Annotated in this window: 8 protein-coding genes; 2 read left to right on the forward strand and 6 right to left on the reverse strand. The window is 56.6% G+C overall.

Features of this window, described 5'->3' with window-relative positions:
* The 3 genes from AC1DUO_RS21460 to AC1DUO_RS21470 form a co-directional block, all read right to left on the reverse strand.
* Positions 1-6860 (reverse strand): two-partner secretion domain-containing protein (locus AC1DUO_RS21460; RefSeq protein WP_477988662.1); only part of this gene is annotated, 6860 nt, incomplete at its 3' end.
* A 36-nt stretch (positions 6861-6896) separates the two neighbouring features.
* Positions 6897-8519, reverse strand: coding sequence for a ShlB/FhaC/HecB family hemolysin secretion/activation protein (locus tag AC1DUO_RS21465; protein WP_477988663.1), 1623 nt, complete (start codon positions 8517-8519; stop codon positions 6897-6899).
* Positions 8520-9029: 510 nt separating this feature from the next.
* Positions 9030-9794, reverse strand: a complete 765-nt coding sequence (locus tag AC1DUO_RS21470) for a DUF481 domain-containing protein (protein WP_013575345.1) — start codon at positions 9792-9794, stop codon at positions 9030-9032.
* A gap of 466 nt (positions 9795-10260) precedes the next feature.
* Here AC1DUO_RS21470 and nadE point away from each other — a divergent pair, with 466 nt between their 5' ends.
* Positions 10261-11091: an ammonia-dependent NAD(+) synthetase gene (nadE, locus tag AC1DUO_RS21475; RefSeq protein ID WP_112198671.1), complete on the forward strand. Its 831-nt coding sequence runs from the start codon at positions 10261-10263 to the stop codon at positions 11089-11091.
* 150 nt (positions 11092-11241) lie between these two features.
* The gene (locus tag AC1DUO_RS21480) at positions 11242-12438 is read left to right on the forward strand and encodes a multidrug effflux MFS transporter (protein ID WP_037034912.1); all 1197 of its coding nucleotides are present in this window, start codon (positions 11242-11244) and stop codon (positions 12436-12438) included.
* 8 nt (positions 12439-12446) lie between these two features.
* Here AC1DUO_RS21480 and dadX read toward each other — a convergent pair whose 3' ends face one another.
* The 3 genes from dadX to ydfZ all read right to left on the reverse strand — a co-directional run bounded on the left by dadX (position 12447) and on the right by ydfZ (position 15593).
* Positions 12447-13520 carry a catabolic alanine racemase DadX gene (gene dadX, locus AC1DUO_RS21485; protein WP_112198670.1) on the reverse strand — a complete coding sequence of 358 codons (1074 nt, stop codon included), beginning with the start codon at positions 13518-13520 and terminating at the stop codon, positions 12447-12449.
* A gap of 72 nt (positions 13521-13592) precedes the next feature.
* Positions 13593-14894, reverse strand: coding sequence for a D-amino acid dehydrogenase (locus AC1DUO_RS21490; RefSeq protein WP_477988665.1), 1302 nt, complete (start codon positions 14892-14894; stop codon positions 13593-13595).
* Between the two features lie 480 nt (positions 14895-15374).
* Positions 15375-15593, reverse strand: a complete 219-nt coding sequence (ydfZ, locus tag AC1DUO_RS21495) for a putative selenium delivery protein YdfZ (RefSeq protein WP_013575338.1) — start codon at positions 15591-15593, stop codon at positions 15375-15377.
* Positions 15594-15762 lie beyond the last annotated feature (169 nt).

Raw genomic sequence — 15762 nt, forward strand, 5'->3', positions numbered from 1 at the left:
GACAGGCTGACGCCCAGTTGCAGGCCCAGACCGGCCTGCTGTTCGGCGGCGTTATCAATCAGATACTGCATCTGCGCGAGGTCTGACCCTGTGCCGCCGACGTAGCGCTGTCCGGTCTGACTGAGCACGGCGTTATCGACATAACGGGTATCGAAGGCGGCATCGCCGAGGAATTTGTAGTCATAGTCCGGCGTCAGCTTCAGCCGGTCCATAAAGTAGGCCGAGCCGAGGAACTTGCTCTCGTCGGTATAGACCGGTGCCGTTTCAATGCGCGGGTTGGACGGCGTGCCAGGCTGAACCGCAGGATGGACAACCTGACCTGCCACCGGCGTTGCAGAAAAGGCCGCAGAGGTCAGGCCGGTACCACCCGGGGTGGCCTGTTTGCCCACGGCAGATATCGCAGACGTCGGTCGCGCAAGGTAATCGTTCAGCGCATTGAACAGTGACGGATCGGTTTTACCGATCCCGCCAAGTTGCGGGTTGGTGGTGATCAGATACGGGCTGGAAGGATCCTGACTCGCCACAAACAAACCGTTATTGCCGGTCGGCAGCGGGTAATCCGTCAGTGCAGCGCCCTGATTGCCGATTTGCTTTAACGCATCGGTGACGGAATTGTTCCACTGTACCGAGCCGACGGTCAGGTTTTGTGCGGATGCCAGTTGTTTACTTTGCGAACCGCTGACCTGTTGCAGGCCCGACGTGCCGTTCAGAGACGGGGCGCTTATCGCATGGGATAAACCGCCTGCGTTAGCGGAGGTCGTGGTATTGCTGATGTTATTGCTGAAACTGGCGTTAACTGCCCCACCGGCCTGAATAACTGAGCGGAGGCCTTCGCCGGTGCTGAGGGTTTCGTAAGTTGCGCCGTTCGCTAACTGATAGGTAACTTTAGTATTGGTATCGGCATCAACGTAATAGCAGTTGCCACAGTCAGGGTCAAAGTAAGCTAAGCCGTGGAGTTTATCGAAGCTCTCAGTGGCTGTAACGCCCGTATATTTATAGGTCAGATATTCATTTTGGACGCCATTCTCATAAGACTGATTATTCAAAGAACTGCCGGACAGGGTGATGTTTCCCCCTGCCAAAATATTGCTGGCGATATTATCTACATTACTGGCTGCAATATTTAAATCGCGGTTTGAAGCAATACGCCCCGCGCCTCCTGAGGCGGTAGCATTAACGGTTGAGGTACTGACCAGATATTTCTTTTCTGCAGCCGTCGCTTTCGGCGCAAGGTAAAAATGGTCATCAACGGAACCGTTACCTTGTCCCATACTTCCGCCAGTTCTGACCGATACCGTGTAATAACCGAGGTCGCTTTCGTTGAGATCCCCTAATCTCATGGTCACGGAGCTTTGCCCCAACCATGACGGCGCATCCACCGGCGTTTGAGAGGAACCGGACACACTCAAACCGTCCCGCTGATTCAGCAGATGGCCGGTATTGATGGTGATATCGCCGTTGGTGGTTTCGATATCCCCCGACGTGTTGACCACTTCACTGTTGGCGTTGCCCGCCGCGTCCCGCTGCAGCCACAGGCTGTTGCCTGCCAGAATATCGCCGTAGTTATTGTGAATACTGTCGGCCAGCAACTGCATGTTGTTACCGGCGTACAGCAGTGCGCTGTTGGCAAGCGGCCCGGCTGCGGACATCACCACGTTGCCCGCCCCGCCGACAAAGCCGCTGTTGTTAAGCACGCCACGGCTGGCCAGGCGGATATCCCCGCCGGACTGTACGCTGCCGCTGCCGTTGAGCTGGATGTTGCTGGCGTCCACGCCCACCGTACCGCCGCCACCGCGCAACTGACCGCTGTTGGTAAAGTTGCCCGTGGAACTGAGCTGGATGCCGTTGCCCTGCAAGGTGCCGAGCACGTTCAGGTCGCCCTGCGTGCTGAGGTTGAGGTTCTGCCCCGCTGCCAGCGTGCCGGTCTGGGTGAAGCCCGAACCGAGTTGCAGCGTCATATCCCCCAGCGCCAGCAGGCTGCCCGCCTGATTCAGCACCGGTGTCACCATCGTCAGGTTGCCTGCGCTGTAAAGTCTGCCGCCCGCCTGGTTGTCGGCGTTCTGAACGTTAAGCCCCAGTGACTGGCTGCCCAATACTGTGCCGGTGTTATGCAGTTCGTTACCGGTAAGCGTCAGCCGGTCGCCCTGAAGCTGGCCCTGATTGGTCATCTGCGTGACGTTCAGTGCGCTGTCGCCCTGTCCGGTCAGCGTACCGCTGTTGTTGAGCGTGCCGCCGGTCATGGTGAGGCCCTGTGCCTGCAGCGTGCCGCTGTTGGTCAGCACCGGTGCAGACACTGTCAGCCTGCCGCCGGTCAGTAAGGTGCCCTGGTTGTTGAGATTACCGGTGAGGGTCAGATGAGTGACGCCGTCGCCCTGCATCTGGCCCTGATTGAGCAGCGTCTGTGCGCCCAAATCTAACGTCCCCTGACTGCGTACGGTGCCGCCGCTCAGGTTGGTGATGCCGTTTTGTACCGTACCCTGCAGGCTTTGCTGGCCCTGTAACTGCCCGGTGTTGCTAATACTGTTGGTGGTGAGCGTCAGGTTACCGGCCTGAAGAGTGCCGCTGTTAGCAATATTCCCGGCGTTCAGCGTGGCGGTGCCGCCGCTGAGTAATGTGCCGCCCTGCTGAACCTGAAGTTGCCCGCTGAGCGTGGCCGCAAGCGCGCTGACACCGCTGATGCCGCCGCTGCTGGTCAGCGCACCGCCGGTCAGGGTGAGATTATCCGCCGACCAGTTCCCCTGATTATTCAGGTTCGCCGCCTGCAAAATAGCCAGACCGGTTGAGATGATTTTGCCCTGTGCCTGCGTGTTGAGCGCACCGGTAAGAGTAAGCTCCGCGCGCGAGGCGGTCTGGATCGCGCCGTTAAGATCTAACTGACCGGCGTGTACATCGGCGCTGTCGGCCTGCCAGTTGCCGTTGTTGGTGACGTGCGCGGCGGTGACGGTGAGTGCGCCCTGCGTCAGCATCTTGCCGGACGTGGCGTTGGTTAAATCCTGCTGCAACTGCGCCGTCAGGCCCTTCAGGCCAATCAGGTTGCCGCTGTTGTCTGCGGAACCGGCGGTAACGGCCAGCACGTCGCCCTGGATTTGCCCCTGATTGGTCAGATGGTTAGCCGTCACCGTGGCGGTTTTATCGCTGAGCAACTGACCACTGTTTTCCAGCGTGGCGGCGTTCACCGTGACATCACCGGATGAGAGCAGGCTGCCGCTGTTGGTGAGATCCCCCTGCATCTGCGCGTTCAGGCCATTCGTGCCTAATGCCGTGCCGCCGTTGGTCAGGCTGTTACCGGTCAGAGTAAGCTGGCTGCCCTGTAAACGTCCCTGATTCTGGGTATCGCCTGCCTGCACACCCAGCGTGCCGCCGGACAATACCTGCCCCTGCGTACCGTTGGTTAACGTACTGGCGGTGAGCGTGGTGCCGCCGTTGCCCTGCATCAGCCCGTTGTTGCTGATACCCGTGGCATTCACGCCGACGGTTTGTGCCAGAAGCTGGCCGCTGTTGGTCACAACCGGTGCCGTCACGGTCAGACCATTACCCGCCGATATCACGCCGGTGCCCTGATTGGTCAGACTGCCGGTGACATTCACGCCGACGTTACCGCCCGACACGTTGCCCTGATTGACCAGCGTCTGGCCTTCCAGCGTCATCTGGTTCTGCGCAGACAGGCTGCCTTGCTGCTGCAACGTACCGGCTTTCACATGCAGGCCGTCGTCGGCGGTGATGGCACCGCTGTTGGTCAGCGAGCTGGCCGTGATATCCACATTGTCCGCACCCAGCGCCGCGCCGTTGGTCAGCGTACCGGCCTGAACTGTCAGCGTGCCCGGTGTCACCAGTTTCCCGGCCAGATCGGCTTTTTCAGACGCACTGATCCCCAGCGCGTTTTTACCCTGCGTCTGCGAGCCGTTGCCGGTGGTGAGCTGTTGCGTGGTCAGCGCCGCGTTACCATCTGCGGAGAGAAAACCCTTTAAGTTCGCGGTATCCGCACTGAGGTTCACATCGCCCTGGCTGGACTGTACCGATCCGGCGCGGGTGGTCAGCGCGGTGGCGTTAAGTGTTGCACCCTGCGTGCCGGTCAGCGTGCCGCCCAGATCTGCCTGGGCGGTGTTGAGCGTCAGCTGACCATCGGCCAGTAAGGTTGCCGCATCACCGTTGGTCACGCCGTCCCGCGCGTTCAGTATGATGTCGCCGCGGGTGCCGGTCAGCCCCTGATTGTTGAACTGACTGAGGGTCAGCGTCTGGTCACCGCCGGACTGCGCCGTGCCGTTGTTATTGAAGGTGTCGCCGTCAAGCTGCTGCGTGCCGAGGGATTGCAGCAGGCCGTTACTGGTCAGGGTGCCGAAGCTGAACTGCCCGTTGCGGTTGGCGGCCAGCGTGCCGCCGTTGCTGAAATCGTGTGCGGTAAAGTTCAGGTCACGTCCGGCAATCAGGCTGCCGGACCACTGCCCGCCGCTGGCAACCGTGGCCTGCACGTCATTTTGTGCCGAGGTTTTACCACCCTGTGCGGCATTAAGCCGGTCAGCGTTAATCGAAAGAKTATTGCCCGCGCTGATGGTACCGTCGAGCTGCTGCTGGCGGGCGGATAACTGCATATCTCCCGTGGAGGCCAGTGAACCGGTGCCGGTCACCTGCAATGTGCCGCCACCGGCTTYCAGCGTGTTGCCGTCGAGCGCACCGGCCASCGTGGCGCTGCCGGTTGCCGTCAGGGATAAATCTTTATCGCTGTGAACGGAACCCAGCGCCCCGACGGACAGATCCGTAGCGTTCAGGCCCACGTTGCCGGAGGTCGACAACTGGCCGCCAAGCGCCTGCTGCGCAGCATTGAGCTGAATATCGCCAAGGCTGGTGATCAGCGAGTGTTGCCCGGCGCTCAGGGAATTACTGTTGAGCGTCAGGCCATTTTTGCCGGTCAGTGTGCCGTCGACAATCATCTGACCGCCGCCGATGTTCAGCCGGTCACCGGCAAACAGCGAGCCTTGTTCACCGACCGTCATCTGGTCAGCAACCTGCAACCCCAGCCCCTGCTGCGAGCCGATCAGCCCCTGATTGCTGAGGGTATTGGCAGTGATATCTTGCGCGCCGCCGGACTGCATTTTGCCGCTGTTGTTCAGGGCCGTGGCGTTCAGGGTCTGTGTGCCCTGCGCCTGTATCAGGCCGCCGTTGGTCAGTTTTTGCGTGGTGAGCTGCGTGTTGCCGCTGGCGGCCAGCGTGCCATTGTTGGTCATGTCGCCCGCACTGACGCCCAGATTACCGCCCGCCGTCAGGCTGCCATTCCACACACCGTTATTGCCCGCATTGGCCTGCACATTCCCGACGGCGTAAAGCTTAGCGCTGCTGGCCGAACTCAGTGAGCCGCTGCTGAGCTGCAGGTTTTGTCCGGCGCGGACGTTACCGCCGAGTACCGCACTGCCCTGCACGCCGATATCCGCATCGGTACCGGACTGAATTTGCGACCCTGCGAGGGTGGAAAGTTGCCCGAAACGCCCGGTCAGTTGATTGTCACTCGACAGCAATCCGCCAAGCTGAGTCTCTCCGGCAGTAAGGGTCAGGGCACCGCTGGCCTGTACCACCCCGCTGTTATCCAGCGTTGTCGCCTGAAGATCTTGCGTCCCCTGTGCCTGCAGCGTGCCGGTATTGGTCAGCCGCTGCGTGGTGATACGGGCGTTTCCGTTTGCGGCAATCAGCCCGTTATTGGTCAGATCTCCGGCGTTAAGTTGGAGATCTTTCCCCGCCGTCAGCTTGCCCTGCCACTGGCTGCCATTACCGGCAGTAGCATGAATATTGCCTGCCGCAGACACCTGCGCGGTATTGCCTGAATTGAGCTGGTCAGCGGCCAGGGTCATATTGCCGCCGCTGGTCACCTGGCTCCCCTGAACGGCCAGTTGCCCCTGGCTGTTGAGCGCCATATCGCCGCCCGATTGCTGGGTGCCGTTAAGGGCGATGGCCTGCGCATTCGCCGTCAGCTTGCCGGTGGAAGTCGCATTACTTAGCGTCAGCTTGCCGCTGGCATCAATCTGCATATCGCCRACCGAGGCGTTCAGGTTGCCGAGGTTGACCCCGACGCCCTTGTCGCTGGAAACCAGATGAATGCGGTTGGCGTACATRCCGCCGAGTGCGCCGGTGTCAATCGCCACCGCCGGTACGCCTGCGCCGGATATCGGCGTGGCATTGCCCTGCGCATCGACACGGTTGGCACCCAGGGTGACGTTCAGGTCTCTGGCGTACAGCCCGGCGTTAATCTGCGCGGCGCGGGAAATCAGTGAAAAAGAATCGCTCGTGCGGGCATCCAGCCCCTGACCTTCAACGGTGATCGCGCCCTGCGTGACSTCGAGGGATTGCAGCGAGCCGTCCGCATTCAGCACCGGCCTGCCGGTGGTCAGCGTGGCGTTAGGGGTGTTGAGGAAGCCGCAGCCGTTACAGGTGATGCCGTARGGGTTGGCGACCATGACGTTYGCGGCTTTACCGGCGACTTCCATGTAGCCGTTAAGCTGYGAAGGGTTCGACGACACCACTTCGTTAATGATGCCCTTCGCTTCCTGACCTGCCGTAAGATTGGGGTTGTTCTGKATCAGCCCGCCCARCTGAGTCTGGGTCAGTTTGCCGGTGGCGTTGTTGAGAATGAGGCCCTGCTGGCCGACGTTGAAATCGTTRTATTTRTTATGCGAAATCCCGGCCTGATTCGGGGTGGCGATGTTCACCACCGGCACGCCGTTACCCGCCTGATCGGTGCGGGTGTTGCCTTCGGCTACCGTGATACCCGCCGCAAATGCRGGCATCACCGGTTGCCAGACCAKCCAGCCCATCAGCCCGTAGGCCAGCGCTTTACGCCATAACGCGACCGGTTGCTCTGTGATCGATTTCATCGCCGAATTCCTTCTCTCTTATGYAGAGGTACAACGCTAAAGTGCAAARCCGATGCGGTAGTAGACCGTGACGCGATCCGGTGCCAGTGAGTCCGGATAGCTCAGCGGCCAGCCGACRGTAAACTGGCTGGAGAAATGTGCGTTACTGCTCGATAAACCCACCGCCCCGCCCCATAAGGTGCCGGACGCATTGGTGTCGTGATTGCTGCGTTGCAGGTAGCCGCCGTCAAGCGCCGTCACGGCGCTGATCTGGCCGAGCCCCGGCATGGCGAACAGTTGAGTGTCCAGCTCATTACGCCAATAGCCGCCGTTGTCGCCGGAGAGGTATTGCTCTTTGAACCCCCGCACCGAGCTTTCGCCACCAATCGTCAGGCGTTCGCTGCCGTAAAGACGGTCATCGCCCCACTGACCGTAGGCGCTGGTCAGCCAGGTAATGCGTTGGGTGACAGGCCGGTAATAGCTGGTGGACAGCGTCCATTTGGAGAACTCCGCGCGCGGGGCATCCGGATTTTTATCTTCATCGCTTTCGCCGCCAAACCACGGCACACCACGGCTGAACGCCGGGTTAAGCGTGGCGTATCCGCCCCAGAGTTTCTGGCTGTGATTAATGCCTGCGGTCCAGTTGGTCAGGCTGCGGGTGCTGCTTTCCAGCGGGGCRTCGTTGAGATAATTTCGGTTGAGGCGGTGCGTCAGCCCGAGGCTGGCGGCGGTTTTCATGTCGCCGTTGCGAAACAGYACGCGGGAAAGCGTGAAGCGGTGCGCCTGGCTGTCGCCGGTGGAGCGCCACAGATAGCCCTGCGATTCAATGGTGCTCAGGTAGTCGCTGTAGCTGTAGTTGTAATCGAACAGCCAGTAGCCGTAAGGCAGATTAACGCCCGCCTGCACGCTTTTCGCGTCATGGTCGCTTGCGCCGTCGCTGCTGCGTGACGCRCTGACAAACCACTGATCCGCCAGCCCGAGCAGGTTATTGCCGGTCAGCGARCCKCTGACCTGTCCGGTGCCGGTGCTTTTCTGCCCTGAGTTATCAAAACCGGCGCTGGCCTGCAGGGGAAACTCAGGCTTTGAGGTGAGGTTGACGATGGAGTATCCCGGCTGGCTGCCGGGCTGGATTTCAATCTGCACCGGCGTTTTGCGCAGCCGGTTAATCTGCTCCATCCCCTGTTCGATATCACGCAAATTAAGGATGTTGCCGGTCAGCCCCGGAAACGCCATCGCCAGCATTGCGCCGCGCTGGTTTTCCATTTTGATGGCTTCCAGCTTGCCTTCCATCACCGTGAGTTGCAGCGTGCCGGAAGACAAATCCTGTTCGGTGAGAAATGCGCGGCTGGTGATATAGCCCTGGCCGATATACCAGTCAGAGACCTGTTTCACCAGGGCATTAATCTGGCCAATGCCGAGGCACTGTTGCAGATAGGGTTGGGTGAGTTTTTGCTGTATTCGCGCGGGCATATGGTCTGCGCCGCTGAGGGTAACTTCGTGAATATCGAAGCACGGGCCGCCGGAGTGTAAGGGAGTTTGCGGAGCGGGGGCGACTGACGTGCTGCGCTCCAGTTCCTGACGCTGCTGCTGGTTCTGCTGCAGAAGTTGCCGCTGCTGCTGTTCGATACTGTCGCGGTCAGCGGGGCTGAGCGGCGCGGCCTGCGCGGTGAGGGAAAACATTCCGGTAAGTACCAGCAGGCAGGAAACTCGCCACCGCAGGGAAAGACACGCGCACGCCGAAACAGTGCGGGCTAATGGTGTAAGAAAGCTTATGATTTCCATATCCGGTGTTTTCTATGGCCAGAACCGCTTGCCTGTACGCCTCAAAAACACAGCATCAGAAGTGGCTATGGCATTGATTTAAGATTAAACATTCGGTTTCTATCGGCAGGAATAAGACTTACTTTAGGTTTTTTTTAAGTTTATAAAAAAAATTCTGCAAGAAGCATAGCGCGAAACATAAGAAATCATGGTTTATAGGGGTATTCATCCGGTTACCCCTGCCTGCGCCGTTTGTGGCTTTCAGGGATATTTTCTTCTGGCTTACAAGCAGGATACAGGGAATATAATTGAGAGGCTTAATAGCCATCCGCTTATTTAAAATTCAGTGCAAGATGCTGGCAAAAATAACCCATAAAAAAAGCCAGAGGATTTCTCCTCCGGCTTTTCTGCATAATTTCCCGGGGGAAATTACAGACCGTACACCAGGTTTACAGACGTCACGGTGTCGGTTTTATCCGGCGCACTGGCTGGTGGTTTGGTGTTATAGGTTACGTCATACGCCACTTTCAACGAGAAGTGGGAGTTGATCGCAACGGTCAGCGCGGTTTCTGAGTTCAGCGTAGTTTCGTCGTTCGCTAATACAGAAACACCCTGCGTGAAGCGCGCAGTGTCGCTGATCTGGTAACCGTAAGTGCCTGAAGCGTAAGCCAGCGCACGGGTGGTGTTACCGCCCTGTTCAAATTCATCATGACGAACACCAGGACCTGCTTCCAGGTTCAGCGTATGAACCGGGCCGCTCCAGATCTGACGACCATAACCGACAGCGCCCACAGTCCGCGAACGGTAACCGTTATAACGGTCGCTCAGCCAGCTCCCCTGACCGAAAATATAGTTCGCGTTGTCAAGGTTATAACGCGTACGGGCACCGGCCTGATACTTCTCGGATGAACGCACACCGGAAGAAGAGGTGTTACGCGCAGAACCCCACAGGCTGTTAGCCGTGTTGGTATCAAACCAGGTCATGGTGGTATCAGCATTCAGCGTGGAGTTGCTGGTGTTACCGGTTTGCGCACTGTAACCCGCCTGAATATTGCCCTCGAACGGCTTTTTCGCCTGAGCCGGATCATCTAACGCGGTGAAGATGGTGGTGTCTGCAAGGCTTGAAATACTGAACAGCGCTGCACCGCAGACTACGGCACAAGCTGGTAAACGACGTACAACCCGAAAAAACATTTTGTTTCCCCAATAAGACTTAAGGCAAATAACGAGACTGGAACCACACGATTTATGCCATTAATTAGGATCCGTTAATCAAGCCTGGCAACTCCATTTCGATGGCATATGCATACAAATATTTCTACCGCAACAAATATAACGCACTCAGCCCGGAATATCTTAATAAAGCGGCTTTTTTGGATAGTTCCGAGTGACATATATTTCCGGCAATAGAAACATACAAAATCATTACCCTTTCTTGCATTGATTTCTTATTTCAATGAGGAATGGAAATGGTTCATTACGCGCCACACTTTACGTCTCCCGCCACTTTGGTTCGAAATATTGCGAGCCGGCAGCGTACAGATTTCCGCCTAACTCGTCGCTGAATCTTGTCCTTTTGAGCGATGCGGGGTAGTTTTGTCCTGATAACGTCTTATTTTTGCCTCGGGTTCCTCGAAGGCAGCCTTCAGGAGGAGTGGTCATGGCTTTACAACAAGAGATTATTCAGGCTCTGCACGTCAAACCCCACATCGATGCCGCACAGGAAGTTCGTGTCAGCGTCGATTTTCTCAAAAGTTATCTGCTGGCCCACCCGTTCATCAAGACACTGGTTCTGGGTATCAGCGGCGGGCAAGATTCTACTCTTACCGGCAAACTTTGCCAAACAGCAATTAGCGAATTACGCGCACAAACAAATGATAGCGCTTACCAGTTCATTGCGGTGCGCTTGCCATATGGCGTGCAAGCTGATGAATCGGACTGCCAGGATGCCATTGCGTTCATCCAGCCAGATCAGGTTCTGACCGTTAATATCAAGAATGCCGTCCTGGCAAGCGAAGCGACCTTACGTGAAATCGGTATCGAACTGAGCGATTTCATTAAAGGCAACGAAAAGGCCCGCGAACGCATGAAAGCGCAGTACAGCATCGCCGGGATGAAAAAAGGCGTGGTGGTCGGGACTGATCATGCTGCCGAAGCCGTGACCGGTTTCTTCACTAAATACGGTGATGGCGGCACGGACATTAACCCGATTTTCCGTCTGAACAAGCGTCAGGGAAAAGCCCTGCTCAAAGAATTGGGTTGCCCGGAACATCTCTATACGAAAGCCCCGACCGCTGACCTTGAAGATAACCGCCCTGCCTTGCCAGATGAAGCTGCGCTCGGCGTGACTTACGAACTGATCGACGACTATCTGGAAGGCAAGAAGATCGACGATAAATATGCCACCGTCATTGAGGGCTGGTACCTGCGCACTGAACATAAACGTCAGCCGCCGGTCACGGTGTTTGATGATTTTTGGAAGAAAAAATAAGTCTTTCGTCACCGCTTAGATCACGGGCACCTGCGGGTGTCCGTTTTTATTCACAGCGCCCGCCGCTCTGATTATCACAAGCTTCTTTCCATTCATTAACGAAATCATTACCCTTAGCGTCCTTTCGGATGACTGACAGTGATGTTTTCAATGCAAAAATTCCTTTTCCTGCTGCTGAGCATGGTGCTGCTTGGCCCTTTAGGTATTGATTTGTACCTGCCCGCCATTCCCGCCATCGCGCTCGGTTTACAGAGCACCGAGGCGGTCATTCAGTCCTCGATTTCCTTATTTATTCTGGTGATGGGGCTGGGACAACTGGTGGCCGGTCCGCTGGTGGATAAATTTGGTCGTCGCCCGATCGCCATTATCGGCGTCATGGTGTATCTGGCAGGGGCGATAGTTGCTGCGACCTCCGTAACACCGTGGATGTTTTTATTATCCCGCGTCATTCAGGGACTGGCAGTGTGCTGCACTTCCGTAGTGATTTTCAGCGGCGTACGCGACCGGATGAGTGGCAACGATGCCGCCCGTGCGTATGGTTTCCTCAATGGCACGCTGAATATCATTCCGGCACTGGCACCGCTGATCGGCGGCCTGATCGCGCAATATTATGGCTGGCGTGCGCCGTTCTGGGCATTAACCGGTTATACACTGGCTGTCTTACTGCTGGTTATATTCAAACTGCCTGAGACTCGCCCTGCTGATACGCAGACCAACACCGGCCTGCCATTCCGTCAGTACGCCCGCATTTTATTCAATGCGCGCTTCATTACTTTTGCTCTGGTGAATGCAGGTGCAATGGGTATGGCGCTGACCTATGTCTCGCTGGCGCCGACCGTTTTGATGAACACTGCCGGGCTGACGCCACTGCAGTTTTCACTGGTATTCGGCGCAAACGGATTCTGGATCATGGGGATGAGCTTTATCGCCAACCGGATTATCCGCAAAGTGGGGCGTCCGGTATGTCTGAAAACAGGCGGCATCCTGATGTTTATTGGCTGTCTCGGGCTAATCGCTGGGATCACGCTGGTTCCGCCTGCGGAACAAACAGCAACCTGGCTGTATATGGTGCCAGTCGCCAGCGCCTGTGCCGGTCTGGCTTTCCTGATGGGCCCGGCCACCAGTTATGCGCTGGAACCGTTCTCCGGTGAAGCAGGCGTGGCTTCGGCACTGGCAGGTTCGGTGCAAATGGCGGGCGGTGCACTACTTGGTTTTATCGCGATGGCATTACCGTTGCAGCCTAAGCTGAGTCTGTCGCTGGTGATGCTGGCAGGGGGATGTCTGGCGATGCTGGCTCGACGCGCCAGCAAAAAATCGACGGGTCAGCTGACCCGCCTGGGACAGTAATACGTTTTTTAACCGATTGTCGACACCGGTACGCGGGGTGCCAGCGCACTCAGCAGTTCGTAACCCAGCGTACCGGCCGCTGTTGCCACGTCATCCACCGGTAAATTATTCCCCCACAACTCAACCGGCGCACCCATCTGCGCCTGCGGGCATGGCGTTAAATCCACAGCCAGCATATCCATTGAAACCGTGCCCGTCGTCGTCGTTCGCACACCGTCTACCCAAACCGGTGTACCGGAAGGCGCATGGCGCGGATATCCGTCCGCATAGCCACAGGCCACCACGCCGATACGCTGAGGACGAGTTACACTGTAACGCCCGCCGTAACCCACGCGCGCACCGGCGTTAAGTTCCTGTACGGCAATCAGCTCGCTTTTAAGCGTCATGACCGGTTGCAGACCGGTATGCGCAATATCTTTCCACTCACCGCTTGGCGACGCGCCATAGATAATAATTCCCGGACGGATCCAGTCATGATGTGTATGCGGATGCCACAGCGTCGCAGCGGAATTGGCCAGACATCGCGGGCCGCGAATGTTTTGCCCGGCGAGGTTAATCACACTCATCTGCGCATCGACACCTTCCACACTGTCAGCGGTGGCGAAATGGCTCATCAGCGTGATTTCCCCCACCTGCTTCAGCTCGCGTAACTGCTGCCAGACAGCACCGGCGCGCTCAGGCGCAAAACCCAGGCGGTTCATGCCACTGTTTACTTTCAGGTAGATACTGACCGGCAGGCTGATGCTGGCCTGCGCAAGGGCTTTTATCTGCCATTCGCTGTGTACGGCCGTGGTCAGGCGATATTGATCAACAATAGCCAGATCCTCTGCGGTAAAAAAACCTTCAAGCAGTAATATCGGTCCCTGCCAGCCGGACTCACGCAGTAAAATCGCCTCATTGAAATCGAGTAAAGCGAAACCGTCAGTGGCGGATAAACTGCGCCAGATACGGGATATACCGTGGCCGTAGCCGTTGGCTTTCACCACCGTCCAGACTTTACTGTTGGCGGCAAAACCGCGAATGATGTTCAGGTTTTGAGTTAACGCAGACTGAGACAATGTGGCTGAAATCGGGCGAGGCATACCAGCTCCGGCAATAAGCAAAGTAAAAACCATGCGGTATCAAACCCCGCATGGGATCGGATTACAGCAGGTTCAGCCTACCGGATGCATTTTGTGCGGGCCAGCCGGACGGGCAATGAAATCCGGGCTGTAACGCTCAACCGAGAGATCATCGGATGGGATCGCAGGCGTCACGCCGGACATAATGTCCGAGAGCAACTGCCCGGAGCCGCAGGCCATCGTCCAGCCCAGCGTGCCGTGGCCGGTATTGAGATACAAATTCTTAATGCGCGTACGCCCGACAATCGGCGTGCCATCCGGCGTCATCGGACGCAACCCCGTCCAGAACGTGGCCTGTTCGACGTTGCCGCCGTTCGGATAGAGATCTTTGACCACCATCTCCAGCGTTTCGCGGCGCGCCTGCGCCAGCTTCAGGTTGAAGCCGACAATCTCCGCCATACCGCCGACGCGGATGCGGTCATCAAAACGGGTGATAGCAATTTTATAGGTTTCATCCAGTACGGTAGACACCGGCGCAGAAGCCGGATCAGTAATCGGAATCGTCAGGGAATAGCCTTTCAGCGGATAAACCGGAATAGAGACCAGATCACGCAGCAACGCGGTGGAATACGATCCGAATGCCACCACGTATGCATCCGCCCTGACGAACTCATTGCCACACTGCACGCCAGTGATTTCGCCATTTTCAATATGCAGCTTATCCACCGTGCGGTTAAATTCGAAGATAACTCCCGCCTGACGCGCCATGTCTGCCAGCTTGCGGGTAAACATCTGGCAGTCGCCGGTTTCATCATTGGGTAAACGCAGGCCGCCGGTCAGTTTGTGCGCAACCTGAGCCAGCGCCGGTTCTGCAGTCGCCAGCTGGCTGGATTCGAGCAACTGATACGGCACACCGGCGTCTTCCAGCACCRCAATATCTTTGGCTGCGCTTTCAAACTGCTGCGCGGTGCGGAAAAGCTGCAACGTGCCACCCTGCCGACCCTCGTACTGAATGCCGGTATCTTCGCGTAACGCTTTCATGCAGTCACGGCTGTATTCCGCCAGACGCACCATGCGGCTTTTGTTGGTCTGATAGTGGTCCATGTTGCAGTTACGCAGCATTTGCCACATCCATTTAAGCTGGAACTGTGTTCCGTCGAGGCGAATCGCCAGAGGCGCGTGCTTCTGGAACATCCATTTGACGGCTTTGACCGGAACCCCCGGAGCCGCCCACGGCGCAGCATAGCCCGGTGAGATCTGTCCTGCATTACCCGCACTGGTTTCTTCTGCCGGGCCGGACTGGCGGTCAATAACCGTCACCTGATGACCCGCTTTAGCCAGATACCATGCACTGGCGACACCGACCACACCACTGCCTAAAATCACCACACGCATATCGACTCCACTCCACGACAAAACAAAGCATAATATTCTGATGACAGGAAATTAACCTGACTGAGAAAAATCACCAACACAGGCACTCACAACCGTGAGGTCTTTCACATTTATTTATCGTTCATGACAGCATTTATTTCAATAGCCAGAAATAAATAACGATATTCCGCAACATTCCGGCCATGCGGCAAGAAATTTATGGCGTAATGACAGCATTGATTGCATTGATGTCACAAGACTCCCGACGCTTCAGGGTCAGTTTTGTTGCAGGTTTTTATTCTTGTGTACAAGCCGTGCATCAGCACAAAACACCACAAACAAACAGGCATGTGATATTCCCTCACGCTGCGCAGAGAATTGACGTTCAGGTTGAACGGGGATTTATAAAACGAGGCAAAGCAGAGGTGGCTGCGTAAAACATTAAGGCCACTATTCATAGTGGCCTTATATTGCGGGAATTTACCGGCGTAACAGAAAAAATCAGGCAGACGTCGTTTCCAGTCTCATCAGAGAGACAGGTTTAAACAGGCCCGTCTGCCCTTCCAGTTGTACGCAACTTTCGCGGCGAATTTCTTCCGGGGAACTCGATTTCACCCTGAACGCGGTAATTTTGCCGGTAACGCCCGTTTCGGCATCCATTACACGAACGCCCTGGCCGATACGATTTCTATATCTATCATAAGTAAAGGTATTTACCATTTTCTTGACCTCCTAAAGCATCAATAACAAACAATAGCGGGTTAATGCTATACCCGTAAAAATTAAGTTTCAATATATAAACCCTGCTAAGTATCAGGTTAAATTTCATACCCTGTCCCGCCACGTTGCCATTTTAAAAATGTGACTCATATCGCAACGACGCAATTAC

This window comes from Rahnella sp. P4_A8, assembly GCF_056402435.1.